At 61.9% G+C, this 22,143-nt stretch carries 22 protein-coding genes; 11 read left to right on the top strand and 11 right to left on the bottom strand.

Annotation, left to right across the window (positions count from 1 at the left end; translation table 11 throughout):
- Nucleotides 1–125 precede the first annotated feature (125 nt).
- Nucleotides 126–1,319: an MFS transporter gene (locus HU811_RS13160; RefSeq protein ID WP_092398085.1), complete on the top strand. Its 1,194-nt coding sequence runs from the start codon at nt 126–128 to the stop codon at nt 1,317–1,319.
- A 60-nt stretch (nt 1,320–1,379) separates the two neighbouring features.
- Here HU811_RS13160 and HU811_RS13155 read toward each other — a convergent pair whose 3' ends face one another.
- Nucleotides 1,380–1,988 carry an FMN-dependent NADH-azoreductase gene (locus HU811_RS13155; RefSeq protein WP_186656270.1) on the bottom strand — a complete coding sequence of 203 codons (609 nt, stop codon included), beginning with the start codon at nt 1,986–1,988 and terminating at the stop codon, nt 1,380–1,382.
- A gap of 129 nt (nt 1,989–2,117) precedes the next feature.
- On the opposite strand from HU811_RS13155, the gene HU811_RS13150 reads away from it, so the two are divergent.
- Complete coding sequence (locus tag HU811_RS13150; protein WP_186656268.1) at nt 2,118–3,026, top strand: LysR substrate-binding domain-containing protein; 909 nt, start codon at nt 2,118–2,120, stop codon at nt 3,024–3,026.
- Nucleotides 3,023–3,376 (top strand): MmcQ/YjbR family DNA-binding protein, encoded by a 354-nt coding sequence (locus tag HU811_RS13145; RefSeq protein ID WP_092398079.1) that lies wholly within the window; start codon nt 3,023–3,025, stop codon nt 3,374–3,376. The genes HU811_RS13150 and HU811_RS13145 overlap by 4 nt, the downstream gene beginning before the upstream one ends.
- 3 nt (nt 3,377–3,379) lie before the next feature.
- Here the strand turns inward: HU811_RS13145 and HU811_RS13140 are convergent, their stop codons facing one another.
- Together HU811_RS13140 and HU811_RS13135 are read right to left on the bottom strand one after the other, a co-directional pair.
- On the bottom strand, nt 3,380–3,790 hold the full coding sequence (locus tag HU811_RS13140) for a DUF1294 domain-containing protein (protein ID WP_186656266.1): 411 nt from the start codon (nt 3,788–3,790) through the stop codon (nt 3,380–3,382).
- Nucleotides 3,787–4,617 carry an undecaprenyl-diphosphate phosphatase gene (locus HU811_RS13135; protein WP_186656264.1) on the bottom strand — a complete coding sequence of 277 codons (831 nt, stop codon included), beginning with the start codon at nt 4,615–4,617 and terminating at the stop codon, nt 3,787–3,789. Before HU811_RS13135 ends, HU811_RS13140 begins: the two co-directional genes overlap by 4 nt.
- Nucleotides 4,618–4,885: 268 nt before the next feature.
- Between HU811_RS13135 and HU811_RS13130 the strand changes: the two genes are divergently transcribed.
- Nucleotides 4,886–6,520, top strand: a complete 1,635-nt coding sequence (locus HU811_RS13130; protein ID WP_186656262.1) for a methyl-accepting chemotaxis protein — start codon at nt 4,886–4,888, stop codon at nt 6,518–6,520.
- Here HU811_RS13130 and HU811_RS13125 read toward each other — a convergent pair.
- Nucleotides 6,510–7,406 (bottom strand): AraC family transcriptional regulator, encoded by an 897-nt coding sequence (locus HU811_RS13125; protein WP_186656260.1) that lies wholly within the window; start codon nt 7,404–7,406, stop codon nt 6,510–6,512. The two genes, HU811_RS13130 and HU811_RS13125, sit on opposite strands and share 11 nt — an antisense overlap.
- A gap of 240 nt (nt 7,407–7,646) precedes the next feature.
- Here HU811_RS13125 and HU811_RS13120 point away from each other — a divergent pair, with 240 nt between their 5' ends.
- Together HU811_RS13120 and HU811_RS13115 are read left to right on the top strand one after the other, a co-directional pair.
- Nucleotides 7,647–8,420 carry an L-iditol 2-dehydrogenase gene (locus tag HU811_RS13120; protein ID WP_092398069.1) on the top strand — a complete coding sequence of 258 codons (774 nt, stop codon included), beginning with the start codon at nt 7,647–7,649 and terminating at the stop codon, nt 8,418–8,420.
- Nucleotides 8,421–8,614: 194 nt separating this feature from the next.
- The gene (locus HU811_RS13115; protein WP_092398067.1) at nt 8,615–9,466 is read left to right on the top strand and encodes a CAP domain-containing protein; all 852 of its coding nucleotides are present in this window, start codon (nt 8,615–8,617) and stop codon (nt 9,464–9,466) included.
- Nucleotides 9,467–9,511: 45 nt separating this feature from the next.
- Here HU811_RS13115 and HU811_RS13110 read toward each other — a convergent pair whose 3' ends face one another.
- A complete protein-coding gene (locus HU811_RS13110) occupies nt 9,512–10,390 on the bottom strand; it encodes a LysR family transcriptional regulator (protein ID WP_186656258.1) in 879 nt (292 codons plus the stop codon).
- A 101-nt stretch (nt 10,391–10,491) separates the two neighbouring features.
- Here HU811_RS13110 and HU811_RS13105 point away from each other — a divergent pair, with 101 nt between their 5' ends.
- The 3 genes from HU811_RS13105 to HU811_RS13095 are packed head-to-tail and all read left to right on the top strand — an operon-like array spanning nt 10,492 to nt 13,519.
- A complete protein-coding gene (locus HU811_RS13105; RefSeq protein WP_186656256.1) occupies nt 10,492–11,838 on the top strand; it encodes an acyclic terpene utilization AtuA family protein in 1,347 nt (448 codons plus the stop codon).
- A complete protein-coding gene (locus HU811_RS13100; protein WP_186656253.1) occupies nt 11,838–12,161 on the top strand; it encodes an AtuA-related protein in 324 nt (107 codons plus the stop codon). The genes HU811_RS13105 and HU811_RS13100 overlap by 1 nt, the downstream gene beginning before the upstream one ends.
- Nucleotides 12,162–12,211: 50 nt before the next feature.
- Nucleotides 12,212–13,519, top strand: a complete 1,308-nt coding sequence (locus tag HU811_RS13095) for a CitMHS family transporter (RefSeq protein ID WP_186656250.1) — start codon at nt 12,212–12,214, stop codon at nt 13,517–13,519.
- Between the two features lie 22 nt (nt 13,520–13,541).
- Here HU811_RS13095 and HU811_RS13090 read toward each other — a convergent pair whose 3' ends face one another.
- Nucleotides 13,542–14,435 (bottom strand): NAD(P)/FAD-dependent oxidoreductase, encoded by an 894-nt coding sequence (locus HU811_RS13090; RefSeq protein ID WP_186656248.1) that lies wholly within the window; start codon nt 14,433–14,435, stop codon nt 13,542–13,544.
- 147 nt (nt 14,436–14,582) lie between these two features.
- On the opposite strand from HU811_RS13090, the gene HU811_RS13085 reads away from it, so the two are divergent.
- Nucleotides 14,583–15,017, top strand: coding sequence for an Rrf2 family transcriptional regulator (locus HU811_RS13085; protein ID WP_092398055.1), 435 nt, complete (start codon nt 14,583–14,585; stop codon nt 15,015–15,017).
- A gap of 64 nt (nt 15,018–15,081) precedes the next feature.
- Here HU811_RS13085 and HU811_RS13080 read toward each other — a convergent pair whose 3' ends face one another.
- From HU811_RS13080 to HU811_RS13065, 4 genes are all read right to left on the bottom strand, one after another.
- On the bottom strand, nt 15,082–16,539 hold the full coding sequence (locus HU811_RS13080) for an amidase (RefSeq protein ID WP_186656246.1): 1,458 nt from the start codon (nt 16,537–16,539) through the stop codon (nt 15,082–15,084).
- A gap of 16 nt (nt 16,540–16,555) precedes the next feature.
- The gene (locus HU811_RS13075) at nt 16,556–17,806 is read right to left on the bottom strand and encodes an MFS transporter (protein WP_092398051.1); all 1,251 of its coding nucleotides are present in this window, start codon (nt 17,804–17,806) and stop codon (nt 16,556–16,558) included.
- An 11-nt stretch (nt 17,807–17,817) separates the two neighbouring features.
- Nucleotides 17,818–18,750 (bottom strand): SphA family protein, encoded by a 933-nt coding sequence (locus tag HU811_RS13070; RefSeq protein ID WP_092453389.1) that lies wholly within the window; start codon nt 18,748–18,750, stop codon nt 17,818–17,820.
- A 70-nt stretch (nt 18,751–18,820) separates the two neighbouring features.
- A complete protein-coding gene (locus tag HU811_RS13065; RefSeq protein ID WP_186656244.1) occupies nt 18,821–19,813 on the bottom strand; it encodes a helix-turn-helix domain-containing protein in 993 nt (330 codons plus the stop codon).
- Nucleotides 19,814–19,964: 151 nt separating this feature from the next.
- Between HU811_RS13065 and HU811_RS13060 the strand changes: the two genes are divergently transcribed.
- Nucleotides 19,965–20,975 carry a GlxA family transcriptional regulator gene (locus tag HU811_RS13060; RefSeq protein WP_186656276.1) on the top strand — a complete coding sequence of 337 codons (1,011 nt, stop codon included), beginning with the start codon at nt 19,965–19,967 and terminating at the stop codon, nt 20,973–20,975.
- A 19-nt stretch (nt 20,976–20,994) separates the two neighbouring features.
- On the opposite strand, the gene HU811_RS13055 is transcribed toward HU811_RS13060, so the two are convergent.
- Nucleotides 20,995–21,936 carry a LysR family transcriptional regulator gene (locus HU811_RS13055; protein ID WP_275944489.1) on the bottom strand — a complete coding sequence of 314 codons (942 nt, stop codon included), beginning with the start codon at nt 21,934–21,936 and terminating at the stop codon, nt 20,995–20,997.
- Nucleotides 21,937–22,143: the final 207 nt, after the last annotated feature.

The raw sequence follows: 22,143 nt of genomic DNA, 5'->3' as shown, positions 1-22,143 counted from the left end.
GTGGGAGCGAGCCTGCTCGCGATAGCGTCGCGCCTCACCGGCCGGGCAAACCGTTAGCCTGCTTTCTTTTATTCCCGGCGCGCGCCATGATGAGGCCCTCTTACCGCTGCCCGCGAACGAGCCTCATGCCAACACACCCACCCGCCTCCAGCTCCCTGTCGATCACCTGGCAGATCATCTCCATCGTTTTTTATACCTTCATCGCCTTTCTCTGCATCGGCCTGCCGATTGCCGTGTTGCCGGGCTATGTCCACGAACAGTTGGGCTTCAGTGCCGTGGTGGCCGGGCTGACCATCGGCTCCCAGTATCTGGCGACGCTGCTCAGTCGGCCCATGGCCGGGCGGCTGTCGGACAGTATTGGCACCAAGCGGGCGATCGTTTATGGGCTTTACGGGATCGTCCTCAGTGGTTTGCTGACGCTGCTCTCGACGCTGCTGCAAAGCTTTCCACTGCTGAGCCTGTTGATCCTGATCGCCGGACGTTTGCTGCTCGGCGTGGCTCAGGGAATGATCGGCGTGGGCACCATCAGTTGGTGCATGGGCCAGGTGGGTGTCGAACACACGGCCCGCTCAATTTCATGGAACGGCATCGCATCCTATGGAGCCATTGCCATCGGCGCGCCGCTGGGGGTGGTGATGGTGGGTGAGCTGGGCTTTGTCAGCCTGGGGATCGCATTGTCGCTGCTGGCCGGCGCGGCGCTGCTGTTGATACGCAACAAGCCGTCGGTGCCGGTCATTCGCGGCGAGCGGCTGCCCTTTTGGGCGGTGTTCGGGCGTATTGCACCGTTCGGAACGAGCCTGTGCCTGGCGTCGATCGGCTACGGTACGCTCACCACGTTCATCACGTTGTTTTATGTCAGTCGCGGCTGGACGGGTGCGGCCTGGTGCCTGACGGTGTTTGGTATCTGTTTCATCCTGGCGCGCCTGTTGTTCATTTCCAGCATCGCCCGCTTCGGAGGCTTCAGGACGGCCATTGCCTGCATGTGTATAGAAACCCTGGGGCTGGTGTTGCTGTGGCTGGCACCTTCTACCGCGTTCGCGCTGATCGGCGCGGGGCTGGCCGGTTTCGGGCTGTCGCTGGTGTATCCAGCGTTGGGTGTGGAGGCCATCAAGCAAGTACCCAATACCAGCCGTGGCGCAGGACTGAGCGCCTACGCGGTGTTTTTCGACCTGGCGCTGGCGATTGCCGGGCCCTTGATGGGCGCGGTGGCGTTGAATCTGGGATATTCCTCGATCTTTTTCAGTGCGGCACTGCTGTCGATCATCGGACTGGGGCTGACTTTACTGCTGCGTCGGCGTACCGAAAAAGCCGCGTATTGATCGACCTTCTGCAAACCAACCAGGCCGGTACGCCCAGACCTGGTGTTTTTTGCACGGTCTTTAAGCTGCGGCGAATTGCTCGCTGATCTGCAGCTTGGCTTCGCTGATGGCTTTGCTGCGCATCTCGTCACCGTAAGCCAGGCCCTCGGCGCGAACGAACTCGATGTCGGTAATGCCGAGGAAGCCGAACAGTAGCTTCAGATACTCCTCATGCGCCACGCCGCTTGGCTGGCCAGCATGCAGGCCGCCTGAGGTGGAAACGATCACCAGTTTCTTGCCACCACACAGGCCTTCGGGGCCGGCTTCGGTGTAGCGGAAGGTTTGGCCGGCCACGGCGATACGGTCGATCCAGGCCTTGAGTTGAGTCGGGATGGTGAAGTTATACATCGGCGCTGCGATGACCACCGCGTCCGCCGCCAGGAATTCGGCCATGGTCGAGGCGCTGAGGTCAGTCTCGTGCTTCTGGGCCGCGTCACGTAGTTCAGCGCTGGTACCGGCGGCGATCAGGGTCTGGGCGGAAAAGTGGCTGATGGCATCGGCCGCCAGGTCGCGGTAGGTCACGATGACGTCCGCTTCGGCAGCTTTCCAGGCCTCAACCACGTCACGGCTCAGTTGGCGGGACGCGGAATTGTCGCCCAGGATGCTCGAGTCGATGTGCAACAGTTTCATATGAGTGCTCTCCAAGTGAGGATCGCGACCAGGCGATCAATTGAGAACAATCCTATCGATGAAGCCAATAGCCGATAAGTCAGTATTAATGCGATAGTTCGTTCCACTGACAGGACAATAGAACTCGATATGCAAGACCTCAATGATCTGTACTACTTCGCCAAAGTGGTCGAAGCCGATGGTTTCGCCGCGGCCGGACGCCTGTTGGGTATTCCCAAGTCGCGGCTGTCACGGCGTATCGCTGAACTGGAAGAGCGCCTTGGCGCACGATTGCTGCAACGTACCACCCGCCAGTTGAAGCTCACGGCCGTGGGAGAGCGTTATCTGCGCCATTGCCAAGCCATGCTGCTGGAAGCCGAGATGGCCGATGAAGCCGTGGCGAGCATGTCCACTGAGCCGCGCGGACGCCTGCGGGTTTCCAGTCCGGTGGGCTTGGCTCACCAGATGCTGGGCGGGGTGATTGCCAGCTTCCTGGAAAAATTCCCTCAAGTGCAGCTGGAAATGATGCTGGTCAATCGGCGGGTAGACCTGGTGAGCGAAGGCATCGACGTGGCATTGCGCGTGCGCGATCTGGGGGACGAAGACCCGCTGCTGATGACGCGACGTCTGCGTCAGGCGCGGCTGATCATGGTCGCCAGCCCGGCGTTCGTCGAAGGACGGCAGATCAATACCCCGGAGGATCTCAAGAAACTGCCGATACTCGGGGCGCTGGACGCCGATCGCCTGGTCCACCTGCGTCTGCTCAAGGCCAACGCAGAGCCCGTCGAACTGGCCCTGGAAGCCCGACTAGGCATCGACGACTTCATTGTGCGCCGCGCCTGCGCCCTCGCCGGCCTGGGTTTCACCTTGTTGCCGAGCATGTATTGCGAGGAGGAACTGCAGGACGGCACACTGGTGGAATTGTTGCCCGAGTGGTCGCTGCCGGACGGCTGGCTGCAGGCAGTTTACCCGCATCGACGCGGCATGCTGCCAGCGGTGCGCGCGTGGATCGACCATCTGGTAGACGCATTCGAAAGCTGTGGGGATAGGAAAATATGAGCTTGAGCGAAGCGGATGTCGCGCGGTTTTGCCTGGGTTTGCCTGGCGCCCGGGAAGACTACAAATGGGGCGGCGTGCGGGTATTTTCCATTGCCGGCAACAAGATGTTCGCCTTGCAGAACCTGCGGGGTGAATCACTGGCATTCAAGGTCGACAAGGATCTGTTCCTGGGGCATTGCGACCGCCCCGGGATTGGCCCGGCGCCGTACCTGGCGCGGGCCCAGTGGATCATCATGCAAACGCCCTACCCGCTGGGCGCCGATGAGCTGCGTGGCCTGCTGCAGCGCTCCCACCAACTGGTGGTGAGCAAGCTGCCCAAGCGCACCCAGGTGGGTTTGCTGCTGTCGTGAAGCTCAGAACAGCATCAGCAGATGACTGCCCAGGAATAACTGGTCGATCCAGAACACCTGATGCAGCAACACGATGAACCAGAACACCACCTGAAACGACACCTTGCGGGTCTTGTGGCGAAACACTTGTTGAGCCAGCAACGCCCCGGGCCAGCCACCGGCCAGCTCCACGGCGTGCAATACGTTTTCCGGGGTGCGCCAGGCGTCAGCGCGGGCCTTGCGCTTGTCGCTCCAGTACAACAGAAACGCCACCATGCTGACGAGGCCGTAGGCCGTCAGGGGCACCCAGGACACCGCGCGCAACCCGAGCAAAAGTGACCCGAGCAGCGGCAAGGCGCACACCAGCGCAAATACCACGAGCTTGAGCCGCAAACTCTGCACTGCTGGGCCCGGCTCACGGCCTGGGCGGCTCATGACTGGGCCGCCGTCCAGTCCACCCAACCGAATTGCCAGGTGGCCAGAATCAACAGGCCGAAAGCGATCCGGTACCAGGCAAATACTGCGTAACTGTGGCTGGCGATGAACAGCAACAAGCCCCTGACCGCGATCATGGCGAAAATGAACGCGGTGACGAAGCCGATGGCGAACACCGGAAAATCCGCCGGCACAAACAGCTCGCGATATTTATAGCCTGAGTAGACTGCTGCGCCGACCATGGTTGGCATCGCCAGGAAGAACGAAAACTCGGTTGCGGTCTTGCGCGACAGCCCGAACAGTAAGCCGCCGATGATGGTCGAGCCTGAACGGGAGGTGCCGGGAATCATCGCAAGGCACTGGGCGAAGCCGACTTTCAGTGCATCCTTCCAGGTGATGTCGTCTACCGTTTCGGCGTGCACTGTATGCTGGCGCTTCTCGGCCCAGAGCATCACGAAACCGCCCAGCACCAACGCCGTGGCCACCGTGATCGGGTTGAACAGGTATTCGTGGATCAAGTCTGCAAACAACACGCCCAATACCACAGCGGGCATGAAGGCAATCAGCAGGTTGGCCGTAAACCGGCGAGCGCTGGGCTGGGTACGCAAGCCCAGTACCACGTCGAAGATCTTGCGCCGAAACTCCCACACCACCGCCAGGATCGCCCCGAGCTGGATAATGATGTTGAACGCCATCGCGCGCTCCCCGCCGAACTCGAGCAAGTCCGCGACAATGATCTGGTGCCCCGTGCTGGAGATCGGCAGGAACTCCGTCAAACCTTCTACCACGCCAAGAATCAGTGCCTGAAAGGCGGTCCACAAATCCATTCATCCCCCAAAAGACTATGCTTGCGCACGTCTCATCAAAATTTAAGCGTTATGCAGGTGTAAACAGCAGGCGCACGGTGACTGCGATTTCTCAAAAAAACCAATGAAAAAACCGGAACAGGCTCAGGTTTTGCGCCGCGGGGCCGAAATCCTATCAGACAAGCCCTGATAACGCTGCCGCGTTATGGCTCCTGGGCACCAGGTCCTACCTGCCCGCGCCGGATTCAGGCGGTCAGATGACAAGAATAAGAAACCGGAGTGACAGCGTATGAATAGCTTGCGCAGTGTGTCGATCAGCCGACGCTTGTGGCTCATCTTGGTCGTGTCCATCGTGATGTTGTTCACGCTGGGCGCGTTCATGCTTAAGCAGATCCACACCGACCTGTATCAGGCCAAGGTGCAGAAAACCCAGCATGTGGTCCAGACTGCCAGTGGTGTGCTGAACTACTACCATGGTCTGGAAACGGCTGGCACCCTGACTCGCGAGGTCGCGCAGAAGCAGGCGCTTAGCGCGGTGCGCGGCTTGCGCTATGACCAGAATGACTACTTCTGGATCAATGACCTGACCCCTGTGATGGTCATGCACCCGACCAACCCGAAACTCGAAGGCCAGAACCTCTCGGCGATTCGCGACCCGAATGGTTTTGCGCTGTTCAACGAGATGGTCGCCATTGCCAAGGCCAAGGGCGCGGGCATGGTGGATTACCTCTGGCCGAAACCGGGCGCTGAGGCGCCGGTGGCGAAAACCTCTTACGTCAAACTGTTCGAGCCTTGGGGCTGGATCATCGGTTCAGGTGTGTACGTGGATGACGTGCAGGCCGAATTCCAGTCTCAAGTGATCAAGGCTTCGCTGATCGGCCTGGCGATCACCCTGCTCATGGGCTTGCTCCTGACCCTGATCGTGCGCAGCATCGTTCGGCCACTGCAGGAAACGGTCAATGCCATGGCCAACATCGCCAGCGGTGAAAGCGACCTGACTCGCACCCTCGACACCCACGGCCAGGACGAAGTGACGCAACTGGCCCGGCATTTCAATGCCTTTACCGCCAAACTGCGCGAAGTCGTCAGCCAATTGCAGGACTCAGCCCAGGCCCTGGGGCAATCGTCCAACGAACTGGGTAACGACGCCGCCCAGGCCCAGGAACGCAGCCAGCAGCAATCGCAACAGATGGAACTGGTGGCCACTGCAATCAACGAAGTGACCTACGGCGTGCAAGATGTCGCCAAGAACGCCGAACACGCCGCCAGCGAAATGCGCGACGCCGAATCCCAGGCCCAGCAAGGCCAGGTCAACATCGACGGCAGCCTGCAGCAGATTGACCGACTGTCCCAGACCATTGATCAGGCGGTGGAAGTGATCCGCACCCTGGCCAGCGAAAGCACCCAGATCGGCAGCGTGCTGGAGGTGATCCGCTCCATTGCCGAGCAGACCAACCTGCTGGCCCTCAACGCCGCGATCGAAGCGGCCCGCGCCGGTGAACAAGGTCGAGGATTTGCCGTGGTGGCCGATGAAGTGCGGCTGTTGGCCCAGCGTACGCAGAAGTCCACCGCCGAGATCCAGGCGATGATCGAACGCTTGCAGAACCATTCCGAAGCGGCGGTGAAAGTCATCAGCGACAGCAGCCGTGCTTCGCAATTGACCATTGAGCAAGCCGGGCTGGCAGGTGCCAGTCTCAACGCCATCGGTCAGGCCCTGCGCAACCTCAACAGCTTGAACGCCTCCATCGCCAGTGCCACGCTGCAACAGGCCCATGTGGTGGAAGACATCAACCAAAACGTCACCCAGGCCGCGGGGCTGTCCCACAGCACCGCCATGGCGGCCGAACAGTCGAGCCTGGCGAGTACCCGCCTCAAGTCGCTGAGTGAGCAGTTGAACGGGTTGCTGAAGCAATTCAGAGTCTAGCGCCTGCGCGATATTCGCTGGGTGTCTGGTGCATCTCGATGCGGAAGTGCCGATTGAAGTTGGACAGGTTGTTGTAACCCACCTCAAAACAGATATCGGTCACTGGCATTTCACTGTGCAACAGCAACCGGCAGGCTCGTTGGATTCGGAGCTTGCGCATCAGGTCAATGAAACCGTGTCCGGTGATGCGTTTGAAGAAACGCGAAAAACCGGGCTCGCTCATGTCCAGTTGCCGGGCAATCACCGACAGGCGCAGGTCACCCGTGAGTTCAGTCTGCAGGTACTCGAAGGCCTTGTGGATGCGTTCGGAGCTGCGGGCATCCAGGCTGGGTGCATAACACGGGCTGGCCAGGCACTGGGCCTGGTCCTGCGGGGCGAGATGGAGTGTGTTGAGCAGTTGGAGAAACACTGCCAGCCGCCCGAGCCCCTGGGCCGGGCCGATGCTCTCCAACAGCCTTGCGGCGTTCACGGCGGTGTCGCCGCTGAAGACCAGACCTCGTCGTGCCCTTTCGAACAACGGCTGTAAATCCCCAAGTTCAGGTAGCGTCCGGCGCAGACTCAACAGCGTTGCGCCATCGAATTGCAGCACCACATCCCTTCCAGCCAAGTGCTCGCCCGGGGCCAGGTCGCCCATCCAGTCGTGGGGCAAACCCGGGCCGATCATCGCCACATGGCCGGGCCCGAATGGGCCAATATAATCGCCCGCCAGCAATTTACCGCTGCCCCGACGAATGAGATGGATCTCGAATTCGGGATGGTGGTTCCAGCGCGCCATCGGATACGGATAGTCGTGCTCGTACCAGCGAAAACTGTGCTCGGGCTCGGGCAGGATGACTTCCAGTTCGGCCGGTGGCTGCTCGAACAGGGGCGTTGGGTGATCAGGCATGTCGCGCGTCTCTGTCGATGTAGGCAGCACCTTACGCCCGGCGCGCACCGGTTCACCAGCCCTGACCTGATCGTCCACCGATACTTTTTTAACCCGGCCAAGGGACACATCACGGCGTTAAAAAAGTACCAGCCGATGATCCCGCCCGCGTTTGTCCGGCGCCATTGGCGCTGCTGTAATCGGCGCCACAAGGGCGCGCTCCCCTGTTATTTATTTTTGTCATTCAAGACAGGACAACCCATGAAACGACTGGAAGGAAAAAGTGCACTGGTCACCGGTGCTGCCCGCGGTATTGGCAGGACGTTTGCCCAGGCCTATATCAACGAAGGGGCTACGGTGGCGATTGCCGATATCGATCTTGGACGGGCCCAGGCCACCGCTGCCGAACTGGGCGACAGCGCCTACGCGGTCAAAATGGACGTCACTGAACAAGCTTCGATTGACCAGGCCATTGAGGCGGTCGTGGCCCGGGCGGGCAAGCTCGATATCCTCGTCAATAACGCAGCGCTGTTCGACCTGGCGCCTATCGTGGAGATTACGCGCCAGAGCTACGAACGGCTGTTTTGCATCAATGTCGCCGGCACCCTCTTCACGCTGCAGGCCGCCGCCCGGCAGATGATCCGCCAGGGTCATGGCGGCAAAATCATCAACATGGCCAGCCAGGCCGGCCGGCGTGGAGAAGCCCTGGTGGCGGTGTATTGCGCCACCAAGGCGGCGGTGATCAGCCTGACCCAGTCCGCGGGGCTTGATTTGATCAAGCATCGAATCAACGTCAACGCCATTGCCCCTGGGGTGGTGGAGGGAGAGCACTGGGACGGCGTGGATGCGCTGTTCGCCCATCATGAAAACCTGCCCCCGGGAGAAAAAAAGCGTCAGGTGGGTGCGCAAGTGCCCTATGGCCGGATGGGCACCGCACAGGATCTGGTGGGGATGGCGATTTTCCTGGCCTCGGCGGAGAGCGAGTATGTGGTGGCGCAGACCTATAACGTCGATGGCGGGAACTGGATGAGCTGATAATTCGGCGGTTTTTGGCCTTAAATCGACGCAAATGGACTTATTCGCCTGAAAATTGATCCCACTACTTGAGGATTGTCCCAAACGGTGCCCAGCGGTGCCGTTGCAAGGGATTTCAAAAGAGCGTGAATACCGTTGCCCCAGCCGGGCAAAAATTGCGCATCATAGGCGCCGTCCGCTCAAGGGAGATTTACATGCGTGCCATTTCATCCGTCATGCGTCTTATCGGGCTGTCGCTGGGCCTGGCCTTCGCCACCAGTGTCCTGGCCACCGAAGAGACGCAACTGGTCGAGTCCATCAACCTTTACCGCAGCCAGTCGCAAAGCTGCGCGGATCAAGCCTCTCTGGAGCTGCCGCCGCTGGCCATGGACTCGCGGCTGATCCTGTCGGCCAACGGCATTGGCGACCTGCAGCAGGCGCTGGCCCGCACGGCCTATCCGATGGTCAACGTACAGGCCATCAGCCTGTCCGGGCCGCGGGACGCGCAAGCTGCGATGAAGGCGGTGCGGGAGAGCTTCTGCCAGGTGGTGCTGGACCCACAGTTCGTCGACATCGGCGTGAGTCGCCTGGATCGCGAATGGCGCATCGTGTTGGCGCGTCCGTTGTTGTCGGCGCGCCTGGGAGACTGGCAAGCCGAAGGCCAGAAGCTGCTGAAGCTGATCAACAGTGCTCGTGCCCAACCGCGCCGCTGCGGCACCGAAGCCTTCACGGCCACCACGCCCCTGGCCTGGAACGCTACGCTGGCCCTGGCCGCCGTGAGCCACAGCCGGGCCATGGCCAACAACAACTTTTTTGACCACAAGGATCGCGACAGCCGTATGCCGGGCGACCGCGCCGAACTGGCCGGTTACCTCGGCCAATTGATCGGCGAGAATATCGCCGCCGGACAGGATACGGCCCTCAAAGTGGTGGACGGCTGGCTGGCAAGCCCCGGTCATTGCGCCAATCTGATGAATCCGCAGTTCAAAGAACTGGGCGCCGGCTATGCGGTGGACCCGAAAAGTGATGCGGGGATTTATTGGACAGCGATGTTTGGGACCCAGTAGCAGATTCTTGTGGGAGCGAGCCTGCTCGCGATGACGATGGCACTGTCATTGCTGGTGCAGCGTCTGCCGCAAATGCTGCATGAACTGGCTCAACGACGGCGACTGAGCCACTGGCTTGCGTTGCAACAGGCCGATCGAACGCTTGCCGGGCTGGTCAATGGCGATCACCGCGCATTGTTCACCAATATTGAACACCGCCGTGCAACTGGCCGGCAGCAGGGAAAACCCCAACCCTTCGCGTACCAGCGCAGTGGCGGTGCTCATGTGCGCCACCTCCCAGGCCGGCTCAGGCTCGACGTTCAGGTAGCGTAACGCCGCGTCGGCCAAGGGCCGGATGCTGGTGTCGGGGGTCAAGGCGATGTAGGGCCTGCGCTTCCAATCGTCCAGGCTGTCGCGCTGATGATCCTTGTGGGTCAGCAACACCAGATTGTCATCCAGCAGGCGCACGAAGCTCAGCCCGGACAGGTCGTCGGGTAACGAGGTAATGCCCGCGTCCACCTCGCCGCGCTGCACCCAGCCCATGATCTCCCCGGCCCGACCATCCAGTACGCTCACCCTTACACCCGGGTGTTTGCGTTGGAACGAAGCGATGACCACAGGCAGGAACGAAGCGGCGGCCGTGGGCAGGGCCGCCAGGCGCAGGGAGCCACGACTCAGGCTGAGAGTGTCGCGGGCGTCGCGTACGGCATCGTCCATGTCCCTGAGCATGCGCCTGGCCTGGGGCAGGAAGTGCTCGCCGGCCAGGGTCAACTCGACACTGCGGGTGTTACGCGCCAGCAACTGCAAACCCATGGTCTCTTCCAGTTTGCGGATGCTGTAGCTCAGGGCCGGCTGGGACAGGTGAAGCTGTTCAGCGGTGCGCGTGAAGCTTGAGGTTTCAGCAATCAGGATAAAGGCACGAAGCTGTCGGAAAGAAACGTTCATGGCCGCACTTATAAAGATAATGGATCAATTGATTCTACCTTTAAAATTCACAGAACAATCCCTGCCCGCCACTATGGGCCATCCCATCAGTGGAAACGGACATGACCAAAACAATTCTCGTCGGATGCGGCGCCGGTTTTGCCAATGATCGCCCGGACGCCGCCTTGCGCCTGGCTCAGGACCTGGCGCAACGAAACGGCCAGCGCTACATCATGCTGGAGCTGCTGGCCGAACGGACGCTGGCCGAAGCGCAACTGCGCAGGGGCCTAGATCCTCAAGCCGGATACGCCTCGCGCCTGTTCGATTTCCTCGAACCGATGCTGGATGTGTGTATAGAAGCCGGCATCCCTATCATTACCAATGGTGGCGCAGCCAATCCCAAAGCCGCCGCGCAGCGCCTGCGAGCAACACTGGCAGGACGCTATCCGACATTGAAAATTGCCTGCGTACTGGGCGATGACCTGCTGGAAGAAACCCCACCGCGTTTGGAGCAATGGCTGCCCCAGGATCTGGCTGACGTGGTATCGGTCAATGTCTACACCGGGGCCGACGGCATTCATACGGCGCTGCAAGAAGGTGCCGGCATCGTACTGTGCGGGCGCGTGGCCGATCCCTCGCTGGCGGTGGGCGCGATTCGCCACGGGCTGGGCTGGGCCGCCGACGACTGGCAGAAAATGGCCATCGCCACGGCGACCGGGCATTTGCTGGAATGCTGCACCCAGGTCACCGGCGGGTACTTTGCCCACCCTGGGATCAAAGAGATCCCGGCCCCGGCGAACCTCGGTTGCCCAATTGCCGAAATATATGAGGATGGGCGTTTGATCATTGGCAAAACCCAGGGCAGCGGGGGGCGCGTCAGCGAGCAAACGGTCAAGGAACAATTGCTTTACGAGGTGCATGATCCGCGCCGTTACCTGACCCCGGATGTGGTACTGGACCTGGGGCAGGCCCGCGTCCACGACCTGGGTGATGACCGCGTTGAGGTCAGCGGCCTGCTGGGCCATCCGCGCCCCGATACGCTCAAAGGCTTGGCCGGTGTGCGCGGGCTATGGTTCGGCGAGGCGGAAATTTCCTATGCCGGCCCCGGTGCCGTAGCCCGCGCCGCCCTGGCCCGAGAAATTCTGCTGCAACGTTTTGACCGATTGGCGCCAGGCGTACAGCCCTGGATCGATTTGTCGGGTGTCGCCAGTCTGTTCAATGACCACAGTGGCCGCTATCTGCAACAAAGACTGGCCCTGGCGCCGGCCCTCGACGATGTGCGTGTGCGCGTCGGCCTGACCCATACCGATCAGGCAATGGTCCAGACCCTGTTGGCCGAGGTGGAGTCGCTTTACACCAACGGTCCGGCCGGCGGTGGCGGCGTTCGCCGGCACCTCGCTGAAGCCGTCACCACCCGCAGCTTCCTGCTGCCACGCAGCGAAATCCACACGACCCTGGAGTGGTACTGATGAATCTGGTCACCCTCGCCGACTTCGCCCACGCTCGTGCCGGAGACAAAGGCAACATCCTGAGCATTGCGGTATTGCCCCTCGATCCGGCGCACTACCCATGGCTGCTGCGTGAACTGACCTGCGAACGAGTCGCCGAACAATTTGCCACGCGCCAGCCGTCCAAAGTGCATCGCTATGAACTACCGAATCTGCATGCGCTGAATTTCGTCCTCGAAGACGCCCTGGAAGGCGGCGTCAACCTCAGTTGCGGCCTGGACCGCCATGGCAAGAGTTTGAGTTATCTGCTGCTGTCACTGCGCCTGCCCCGACCACAGGACTGAAGGACCCGCGCGCCCGTACCGTCGACAACAATAAAAAGAGAGGCTGCACCATGATTACAACGTTGGGTTTTTTGATGATGCTGGTCATCATCGGGCTGATCTTGCTGCGCAGGATCAGCCCCGTCGTCGCCTTCACCACCCTCCCCGTTGCCGCTTGCCTGCTGGCCGGTTTCAACCCCGGACAAATTGGCGAGTTCATCAAGGCCGGTTTGATCACCGTGGCGCCCACCGCCGCGCTGTTTCTGTTTGCCATTCTGTTTTTCGGGATCATGCGTGATCGCGGCCTGTTCGACCCGCTGGTCAACCTGCTGATCCGCAGCACCGGTGGCAAGCCGCTGGCCGTGGCAGTGGTAACGGTGCTGGTGACGTCGGTGGTGCATCTGGACGGGGTGGGTGCCGCGACATTTTTGCTGACCATTCCGGCACTGTTGCCGTTGTACAAGCGCCTGAACATGAACCCGGCCATGCTGTTGTGCCTGGTGGGCACCACCGCCGGGGTGATCAACATGGTGCCTTGGGGCGGCACCACGGCCCGGGCCGCCGCGGTTTCCGGGCTGGACGCCACCGAGCTTTGGCTGGGCTTGCTGCCAGTGCAACTGGTGGGCCTGGTTTGCATGTTGCTGGTAGCGACGGTACTGGGCTCGCGCGCCCAGCGTCGTCGGCCGATGTCCTTGGGAGCGGCCGCCAGCGTCGATCTGGACAGCCTGTCCAGCGAAGGTCGCGAGTTCGGCCTCTCGCCCCGCGACCTGCGGTACTGGCTGAACGTGGCGCTGACCGGCGCGATCCTGGCGTGTCTGTTCACCGGTATTTTTCCACTCTATGCCTGTTTCATGGTGGGATTGGGCATTGCCCTGCCGCTGAACTTCCCTTCCCTGGACGCCCAGGCCGAACGCCTCAAGGCCCATGCCTCCGACGCCCTGCAAATGGTCCTGGTGATGATGGCCGCCGCCGTGTTGCTGGGGGTGCTGTCCGGGGCAAAGATGTCCGATGGCATGGCCTTGGCACTGATCGACTTTCTGCCGGCCGGCTCCGCTCAGTACCTGCATGTGATCGTCGGTTTCTTTGGCGTTCCCCTGGGGATGATCTTTTCGCCGGACGCCTACTATTTCGCCCTGTTGCCAGTGATCAGGGACGTGGCCGCCGCCGCGGGCGTGCCCCTGGAAGCGGTCGCCCGGGCCATGCTGATCGGTGAAAACACCGGTTTCTCCATCAGCCCGGTGGTGCCCAGCGTGTACCTGGCCCTGGCGTTGTCCGGCGTGGAGTTGCGCAAACACATGGCCTACACCTTTTTCTGGGCCTGGGGCGTCAGCCTGGTGATGCTCGCCTTCGCCGTGGCAACCGGGGCGGTTCAGGTTTAGGTTTCAGGCGGGGAGCGGGTTTTCAGTGTGCGCCGAAGATCAACGATCGGTGCACGCCCGATCCCGCCCGCACGCCATCACCCACGGACAGTGCCACCGAGCCGAACGGCATGGCCGCATCACCACAGGCAAACACCCCCGGCACGCTGGTTTCACCGGTCATGTCGGTCTGGATGAAGGCGCCGAGCGGGCCATCTTCGAACTCACACCCCAGAGAGGCGGCCAAGGCGCTGCCCACGCGGGTACGGGGCAAGACGAACAGACCCTCAATGGCGACCACGCGCCCCCCTTCCAGCACCACATTCGCCCGCTCGCCTTCAATGCGTTCGACCGGTTCGGCCACCAGCGTCACCCCGCGTCGTTCCAGGCTGGCCCGTTGCTCCGGGTCCGGTTCGAATACGCCATTGGTAAAGAACGTCGTCGGCCCCCAGTCGGGAAGCATCAAGGCGTGGTGCAGCGACATGGGCGACGTTGCCAGTACGCCGATCGCCCCTTGGTCCAACTCATAGCCGTGGCAGTAAGGACAGTGGAAAACGCTTTTGCCCCAGCGCTCAGACAGGCCTTGCACCGCCGGCAACTCATCGACCACTCCGGTGGCCAGCAGCAGGCGTTGGGTTTGGAAATGCTGCCCACGGGCGGTTTCCAGGGTGAAGCCGCCCTCCTCCTTGCGGGCTTGGACGACGGTGTCCGACAGCCACTCCACCGTCGGATAAGCCATGAGCTGGGCACGGGCATCCTCGGCGATGTCAGCGGGCGCGCGGCCATCCTGTCCAAGAAAGCCATGGGAAGTCGCGGCAAACCGGTTACGGCGTAGCCCCCCATCGATCACCAGCACCTTTCGCCGGGCCCGTGCCAGTTGCAAACCTGCCGACATACCCGCGTAACTGCCGCCTGTAATGATGACGTCGTAGCCCATGAGCTTTCTCCAAGGGTGGTGTTCGAAGGACCGCCAAAGTCTCGACACATCGTAAGTTCCTTGAAAAGCCCCTGTCAACGATCTCGTAACTTTTGCAATTACAGGCGATACTCAACCCCGTCTCAACCACCGAACAACGCCGTCATCATGAGAAACGACACGCGCCTGTCCCGCATGCTTCATGTGCTCATCCACATGGATCGTCACCAGCAATCCGCCACTTCCGACACCCTCGCGCAGATGCTCGGCACTAACCCTGTGGTGGTGCGCCGGACCATGGCGCTGCTCAAGGAACAGGGCTACGTCACCTCGGAAAAAGGCCATCGCGGCGGCTGGACGTTGAGCAAGTCCTTGGCAGAAATGACCCTGCTCGACATCCATCAAGCCTTGGGCAGCACGTCGATTTTTGCCATCGGCCTGTCCACCGATCACCCACAGTGCCTGGTGGAACAAGCAGTGAATGCGGCGCTGACGGATGCATTCGATGAGGCCCAGGCGTTGCTGCTCAAGCGTTTGGGCAGCATCACCCTGGCGCAGCTGGCGGAAGATTTTGATCAGCGATTTCGGGACGGGCACGGCTGAGGGGTGGGAAGCGGGCCTGATCAGGCAAACCGGCCCGCTTCACTTTATCGAAACATCGCCGCCTTCAACGACGACAGGCGTTCACCGCAGGCAGCCGGCCCCGCCACGGCTGGGCGCGTTCCAGTTGCGCGGCCAGGGCCAGCAAGGTGCTTTCTTCGCCAAAACGACCGGCGAAGTGCGCGCCCATCGGCAGGCCGTTGCTGCTCCAGGACAACGGCACAGACATCGCCGGCTGGCCGCTGGCATTGAACAGCGCGGTGAATGGCGAGTAGCTGTGGTAGCGCTCGATCAATTGATCAAGACTCAGGCACACGTCCTGGATGTCCAACTCACCGATCCGTGCCGGCTCACGGGTCAAGACGGGGGTAAGGATCAGGTCGTAATCCTGCATGAACGACGCCAGTTGCCGACCCAGGGTGTGTATCCATTCCACGGCGGCCGCGTATTGGGCGCCGCTCACATTCCCCTTGTCCCGCAGGATGATCCGGGTGCGCACTTCCAGCTCTTCGGCCTGGACCGCGAGGCCGCGCATCTGACCCAGCAAATCGACATAGTGGCGCGTGCTTGCACCAATGATGGTGAACACCTGGTCGAGAAATTCCGGCAACACCACCGGCAGGTTCACCGGCTCGACACGATGCCCCAGGGATTCGCACAATCGCGCTGCCTCGCCCACCGCCCGCAAGCTTTCAGGCGACGTCGGCCAGGGGCCGAGTTGCTCGACCAGGGCGATGCGCAGCGGTTTCGGATCGCGCTGCACCGCTGTCACGTAAGGCAGCGCCTGCATCGGGGCGGCATAGGGCGCGCCGAGGTCCATCCCGGCGGTCGCATCCAGCAACGCCGCGCTGTCACGCACCGACAGGGTGATCCCATGGGGCGTGCCCATCCCCGCCCAGCCCTCCCCCACAATCGGCCCCGACGGCAACAGGCCACGGCTGGGCTTGAGGCCGAACACGCCGCAGCAGGACGCCGGCACCCGCAACGAACCGCCGCCATCGTTGCCATGGGCGAACGGCACCACCCGGGCCGCCACCAACGCCGCGGCACCGCCGCTGGAGCCCCCGGCACTGTAATCGGTGTTCCAAGGGTTGCGAGTCGCGCCAAACCGTGCGGACTCGGTGGAGTACGACGTGCCGAACTCCGGCGATGTACTGGTGCCGACCAACTGGCACCCTGCCCTCCGCAAACGCGTGACGACTTCCGCCTCGAAATCCGCCCGCGCGCTTCCCAGGGAGCGGGAGCCGTTGGTCATCGCCGCACCGTTGACCGGCGAAAACAGATCCTTGATCAACGTTGGCACGCCGGCCAACGGGCCCTGCCCCATTTGGGGCATTTGCGCCGCGTCCCGTGCCGAATCGTACAATCGCTCGGCCACGGCATTGAGTTGCGGCTCGACCCGCTCGAGACGTTCGATGGCCACCTCGAGCAATTCGCCAGGCCGGACCTCGCCGCGCCTGACCCACTCGGCCAGCCCCATGGCGTCTTCGCGATCCATCAACTGGTGGATGTCTTGCATACTCATGTTTGGGATTCCTTATTCATGACGATGGACGTGAGCCGACAGGGCTGGTCTGGTCGTGACCACGCCTGCGCAGACCGGTTATTAGCCAAAGGAGTGCTACGACAAGGCTGGCGAACGCTAACCATTGGATGGACTGGCGCAGATCGCCGGCGAATCCTCCCACGCACGCCACCACCAGAGGACTGGCGAATTGACCGAGATAGAGAAATGCCGTGAACCCGCCCAACCCCCGACCACGGGTGCTGGCGGTCAGGGCGTTCATCACCGGTGCCATCACGTTGGGCACCAACAACCCGAACCCCAGGCCCTGGATGAATACTGAAACCAGCACCTCGTTGTAGCTTTGCGCGCGCGTCAGCAGCCATAGTCCAAGGCTCGCCAGCCCCAGCAGCAGCGCATTGCAACCGGCGATGCCGAAGCGACGGCGCAACATTGGCCACATCAGCGAACCGACCAGGGTCGCCAACAGGCTCAGCCCCGCTGCCATGCCGATCATGGTGCTGGAGGTAATGCCCAGGCTGACCAACAGCATCGGCGCCTGGACCGGTAAAACGAAGGCCAGGACCATGCCGCCAAAAATCATCAGGTTGCCCACCACCAGCGGCAGCACCGCCACTTTGGCCAACCCTGCCCCGCCGTTTGGCTGCTCGGTCACGGTGCGCCGCGCCAGCGGCGGCTCCCACAGCACCTTCATCATTACCGGCACCAGCAATAACGGCAGGAGATAGAGCAGAAACGGCAAGCGCCACGAATGCTCCCCGAGCGCGCCGCCCACCACAAAGAACAGCGCCCCCACCAGTCCGATGGTCACCACCTGCCGATTGACGTAGCGCAAGCGCTCCTCGTCGTGCCAGTAGTCGGCAATCAACGTGGCGCAACAGGTCATGACCGCCGCTTCGGTACAACCGAACAACAGCCTCGTCGCCACGATGGCGGGCAGGCTATCGAGCATGGCCGGCAAGGCGCCGAGCACGGCGTAAAGTAACGTGGCAAGCACCAGCAAGGCCTTGCGCCCGACGCGATCGGCCAACCATCCGGCCAGGGGTGCGCACAGGGCGATTGCCAGGGCCGGCCCGGTGACCGCCAGCGGCAACAGCAAATCGGCCCGGGGTTCCACGGGGCCGAATTCGGCACCCAAGCGGGGCAGGACGGGAGAAACCATCACCGACCCCATAATGGTCAAACTGCTGCCCAGCATCAGTACCAAGCCCTGACGCAGGCCTGCCTGACGCAACGGGGCCGTTGAAACGCTACTTGGTTGGTTCATGGCGAGTCCCTTCAGAAACTTTGAGAAATGCGCAGCGCCGTGGTGTAGCCCTCGGCACGGTTACGCGCGTCGAACTCCTTGTAGACGTGCAACCACACCGGCGGCATACCGGGCTTGAAGTAGCTCACCGCCGGCCCGACAGCCATCACCCGGGCGCGATTGCCCGCTTGCAGTCCTGGCGCATCGTCATCGCTGAACTGGCGGTAGTAATACCCGCCCACGCCCACGGTCCAGGGCCCGACGTGTTGGCCCACCGCAAATTCATGGCGGTACTCAATGCCGTTCTTGTAGTCAGTGGCAGGGTTGCGCGTGTTGATGTCGACTTCGAAACTGGAAGACACTTCAAAACCGCTGTCGGAGAGGTAAGTGGCGTTGAGGATCGGCGAAAAGGTCCAGTGGTTGAGCCCCGGCGAAATCAGCCGATTCTTGTCGTAGTCGCCGGTCGGTGCCTGGATCTGGAACTGGGTGTTGACGAACAGGTTGGGCGAGAGGGTCCACTGCAGGATCACCGGCAACAACTGGATGTCGGCCATGCGAAACGGATCGGCCGCAAGGTCCAGCGGACCGATCGGCGTCTGCACCTGTACCGAAGCGTCCATCTGGAAGAACGGCACGACGGCGCCGAAGCCATATTTGGCGCCCAGCACGGTGTAATCGGTCATGCGCATATAGGCGACGCCGATGGACAGCACATCCAGGGAGAAATTGTTGTTCACGGACTTGCCGTGACGGTCCTTCTGCACGTTGGCCGAATAGAACGCGGTGCGCAGGCCGACGGTGCCAAAGGGCGTGGCCGGCGGCATCATGCCCGCGCCGAAATCATAGACCCCGACCGCCGTGGTCGGTGCACCGTTTTCGGTGCCATGGGCAGCGCCCCCCATACCGATCAGCCCCAAGGTCAACCAAGTACAGCGCCAGGCGTTTGCTTTTTTATTTTGATTCATCGAATGCCCCTCCAACCCTGTGGTGTTGGGGGTCATCCTAGGGAGCCGGCCGGTCAGCCGTTATCCGTTTTCAGCACAGATGCGTGCGACGCAGGGTTTGGGAAGGTGTCTCACCGAACAGCACCCGATAATCGCTGGAAAAGCGGCTCAAGTGCCAGAAGCCCCAACGTGCCGCCACCTCCTGGACGCCCAGGGCCTGATCGCCGTTACGCAGTTCACGGCGCACGGCATTGAGGCGCAACGCCCGCAAATAGGCCACGGGATTAATACCCAGGGTTTCCTGGAAGCAATACTGCAGTTTGCGTCGGCTGGCACCGATGTGGTTGCACAGGTCAAGGATCGACAGCGGCTCATCGACATGGGCCAAGGCGTACTCCCGGGCGCGGTCGACCATGCGCTTGCGCGCCGTGGGGTTGAGCGGCGGCGCGTCGTCCGGTGCCACCAATTCCAGTATGTGCAGCATCACCGTGTCACGCAGGCCACGACGAATCGACTCGTAACCGAGCAATGACTCACGCCCCTGCTCGCCCCCTTCAAGCTCATCGAATAACGCCGCAAGCTCGGCGGGCAGCGTCGAGTTGCCCAGACGGTAACACTTGGGAAGATCGGTAATTCGAAAGCGGCTGCCTTGACGTTCCAGCACATGCTCCAACGCCTGCTCGTCGATGGCGACACCGAGCAGATCCAGATGCTGGGGTGTGCGCAGCTCGGGCAGGTTATGCCCACGGGCCACCAACAGGCTGGGCTCGACAATCGGGTGCCCGGAACAAAAGACCGGCCCGTCCGCACTCAGCGGCACGCTGAAGGTGATGGCGCCCTCCCAGGCCGTGCCTTGCTTGGTCAGGGCCTGATTAGAGCGGTCACGCACCAGTTGCATCCACTCGGAGCGGAACTCGATCAACTCGCCGTCGAAGCGCCCGGGGGTCAACTGGTCGTAGCTAACCTGCCAGCCGCCCATGTTCCGGGCGTGCTCGTCGATGTCTGTGGTGCGGAACCGATTGATCGGTTGCATCGGCAGTCCCTCCGACGAGACCGCTGGCTGCGCCATGTTGTCATTGTTCATTGACCCGACCTTTGATGATTCCAGGGCTTATGGATCAAAGCTCAGGCAAGTTCCATTCCGCTGGGTAGGCCATTCGTTCAATTGTGCCGAAAACGGATAGACTCTTTCACCGGCCCTGACAAACACCCAGCGCGAAACGATCATGAACGAGATGACCCTGGATGTCGGCCTCGCCGCCGAGTCCATTTCCCAACCGCGCACCCTGGTATTCCTGGCCTATCCGCAGATGGGCTTGCTGGACCTGACCGGCGCCCAAACGGTGTTCTGGGCCGCCACCAAGGCCATGACCGAACGCGGCCTGCCCGGCTACGCCATGCACACCGCCAGCCTGGCAGGCGGATTGATGCAAAGCGCCGAAGGCTTGGTCGTGGATACCCGTGCCCTGCATGAGCTCGACGGGACGCTCATCGATACGCTGATCGTCCCCGGCGCACCGGACATACGGCAGGCGATGATCGACTGCGTCGATCTGGTGCAGTGGCTGCAAAAGGCTGCAGTCAAGGCCAGGCGCACCGCGTCGGTGTGCAGCGGAACGTTTCTGCTGGCTCAGGCAGGGTTGTTGAACGGACGACGGGCCGCCACACACTGGGCCATGTGCGAGATGCTCAAGACGGGGTTTCCGTTGATCGAAGTGGACCTGGACGCGATTTTCGTCCAGCAGGACAGCGTATGGACCTCGGCGGGCGTCAGTGCCGGTATTGATATGGCACTGGCCTTGGTCGAAGCCGATTGCGGTCGCGACGTGGCCTTGCAGGTGGCCCGGGAACTGGTGGTATTTCTCAAGCGGCCCGGTGGGCAGGCGCAGTTCAGCCAGTTGTTGCAATCACAGATGCAGGACAGCGCCGGGTTCGAGGCATTGCACCTATGGATTGCCGACCATCTGGCCGACGATGACCTGACCATCGAGCGGCTGGCCCGGCAGGCGCGGATGAGCCCGCGCAATTTTGCCCGGGTCTACAAACGCCAGACTGGACGAACCCCGGCCAAAGCGGTCGAGATGTTCCGCCTGGAAGCCGCACGACGGCTGCTGGAAGACTCCCAGCGCAACATCGACCAGATTGCGCGCTCGTGCGGTTTCGGTGACGAGGAGCGGATGCGCCACACCTTTCAGCGCCATCTCTCGATTTCCCCCCGGGAGTACCGCAACCGGTTTTCCCGCTGACGGCGCCAGCCCCCTGCTGTCAGGCGACTTTTCTGGATGACGCCTGCGGATCGGCCTGCTCGGCCAAGAGCGCGCTGCAGCGAGAGCGTAACCAACGTTCAGCCGGATCATTGTGGGAGGCTGCGCGCCAGACCATGGACAGTTCGTGCTCAGGCAAGCGAATCGGGGCCGGTTCGGTCCGTAAACCTGGCGCCATCGTCATCGCTCGGGCGACATAATCCGGCACGATGGCGATCATGTCACTTTGCGCCAGTAACACCGGCAAGGCGCTGAACTGCGGCACCGTCAGCACCACCCGACGCTGTCGGCCCATCTGGCATAACGCTCGGTCCGAATCGTCAATGACATTGCCCATGGACGACACCACGGCATGGGGCCGACAGCAGAATTGGTCCAGGGTTAGCTTGTCGGGGTGAGAATCGGCCCGCAACAGCATCGGCCGGACCGCACGTAGCATCTTGCGCCGGGCGTTCGCCGGCAGCTCCAGGGTCGGGCTGATCCCCAAGGAAATCTCTCCGCTGGCCAAGAGCTGCGACATCTGCCATTGATCGGTCCGGCGCACCACCAGCGTCATGCCCGGCGCCTCGCCTCGCAGCCGTCGCAGCAGGTCCGGCAATAACGCATATTCGACGTCGTCGCAGAGCCCGACATGGAAAGTGGCCTCACTGGTGCCCGGTTCGAATGTCTGGCAGCGGCTCAAAGCTGCGGCGATAGAGTCCAGCGCCGGAGAAAGATTAGAAAAAATCTCCCGCGCTCTGAAGGTCGGTTCCATCAGTCGCCCGGACCGAATGAACAAGGGGTCATCGAACATCACCCGCAAGCGCGCCAGAGCGTTGCTTATGGTTGGCTGTCCGAGAAACAGCTTTTCGCTGACGCGCGTGACATTTTGCTCATGCATCATGGTTTCGAAGACAACCAGCAGATTGATGTCAGCACGACGCAGGTCATTTCTGTTCATCATAGTCGTCGCCTCAGGCGCCAGGCCATTGAGTCAGGGTAGAGAAGTTCATCACCTGCGCCATCATCAAGACACCGCGGCGAAGGGGTGTTACGAGACTATTCCCCTACCGGACCCGTGTCTGTCGTACGTGGGGACACTCAGCCCACCCTTTTGGCAACATCATCGATACTTCGGTATATCCCCCCCTGGCGAACACCGCCTTTGTGG

Source organism: Pseudomonas tehranensis (assembly GCF_014268615.1).
GTDB classification, from domain to species: Bacteria; Pseudomonadota; Gammaproteobacteria; order Pseudomonadales; family Pseudomonadaceae; genus Aquipseudomonas; species Aquipseudomonas tehranensis.
The sequence above is the reverse complement of the archived record's forward strand: the minus strand, read 5'-3'. Positions and strand labels throughout refer to the sequence as shown.

Coding starts and splice junctions, on each gene's coding strand:
- HU811_RS13160 (WP_092398085.1), top strand. CDS start 126: ATGCCAACACACCCACCCGCCTCCAGCTCCCTGTCGATCACCTGGCAG.
- HU811_RS13155 (WP_186656270.1), bottom strand. CDS start 1,988: ATGAAACTGTTGCACATCGACTCGAGCATCCTGGGCGACAATTCCGCG.
- HU811_RS13150 (WP_186656268.1), top strand. CDS start 2,118: ATGCAAGACCTCAATGATCTGTACTACTTCGCCAAAGTGGTCGAAGCC.
- HU811_RS13145 (WP_092398079.1), top strand. CDS start 3,023: ATGAGCTTGAGCGAAGCGGATGTCGCGCGGTTTTGCCTGGGTTTGCCT.
- HU811_RS13140 (WP_186656266.1), bottom strand. CDS start 3,790: ATGAGCCGCCCAGGCCGTGAGCCGGGCCCAGCAGTGCAGAGTTTGCGG.
- HU811_RS13135 (WP_186656264.1), bottom strand. CDS start 4,617: ATGGATTTGTGGACCGCCTTTCAGGCACTGATTCTTGGCGTGGTAGAA.
- HU811_RS13130 (WP_186656262.1), top strand. CDS start 4,886: ATGAATAGCTTGCGCAGTGTGTCGATCAGCCGACGCTTGTGGCTCATC.
- HU811_RS13125 (WP_186656260.1), bottom strand. CDS start 7,406: ATGCCTGATCACCCAACGCCCCTGTTCGAGCAGCCACCGGCCGAACTG.
- HU811_RS13120 (WP_092398069.1), top strand. CDS start 7,647: ATGAAACGACTGGAAGGAAAAAGTGCACTGGTCACCGGTGCTGCCCGC.
- HU811_RS13115 (WP_092398067.1), top strand. CDS start 8,615: ATGCGTGCCATTTCATCCGTCATGCGTCTTATCGGGCTGTCGCTGGGC.
- HU811_RS13110 (WP_186656258.1), bottom strand. CDS start 10,390: ATGAACGTTTCTTTCCGACAGCTTCGTGCCTTTATCCTGATTGCTGAA.
- HU811_RS13105 (WP_186656256.1), top strand. CDS start 10,492: ATGACCAAAACAATTCTCGTCGGATGCGGCGCCGGTTTTGCCAATGAT.
- HU811_RS13100 (WP_186656253.1), top strand. CDS start 11,838: ATGAATCTGGTCACCCTCGCCGACTTCGCCCACGCTCGTGCCGGAGAC.
- HU811_RS13095 (WP_186656250.1), top strand. CDS start 12,212: ATGATTACAACGTTGGGTTTTTTGATGATGCTGGTCATCATCGGGCTG.
- HU811_RS13090 (WP_186656248.1), bottom strand. CDS start 14,435: ATGGGCTACGACGTCATCATTACAGGCGGCAGTTACGCGGGTATGTCG.
- HU811_RS13085 (WP_092398055.1), top strand. CDS start 14,583: ATGAGAAACGACACGCGCCTGTCCCGCATGCTTCATGTGCTCATCCAC.
- HU811_RS13080 (WP_186656246.1), bottom strand. CDS start 16,539: ATGAGTATGCAAGACATCCACCAGTTGATGGATCGCGAAGACGCCATG.
- HU811_RS13075 (WP_092398051.1), bottom strand. CDS start 17,806: ATGAACCAACCAAGTAGCGTTTCAACGGCCCCGTTGCGTCAGGCAGGC.
- HU811_RS13070 (WP_092453389.1), bottom strand. CDS start 18,750: ATGAATCAAAATAAAAAAGCAAACGCCTGGCGCTGTACTTGGTTGACC.
- HU811_RS13065 (WP_186656244.1), bottom strand. CDS start 19,813: ATGAACAATGACAACATGGCGCAGCCAGCGGTCTCGTCGGAGGGACTG.
- HU811_RS13060 (WP_186656276.1), top strand. CDS start 19,965: ATGACCCTGGATGTCGGCCTCGCCGCCGAGTCCATTTCCCAACCGCGC.
- HU811_RS13055 (WP_275944489.1), bottom strand. CDS start 21,936: ATGATGAACAGAAATGACCTGCGTCGTGCTGACATCAATCTGCTGGTT.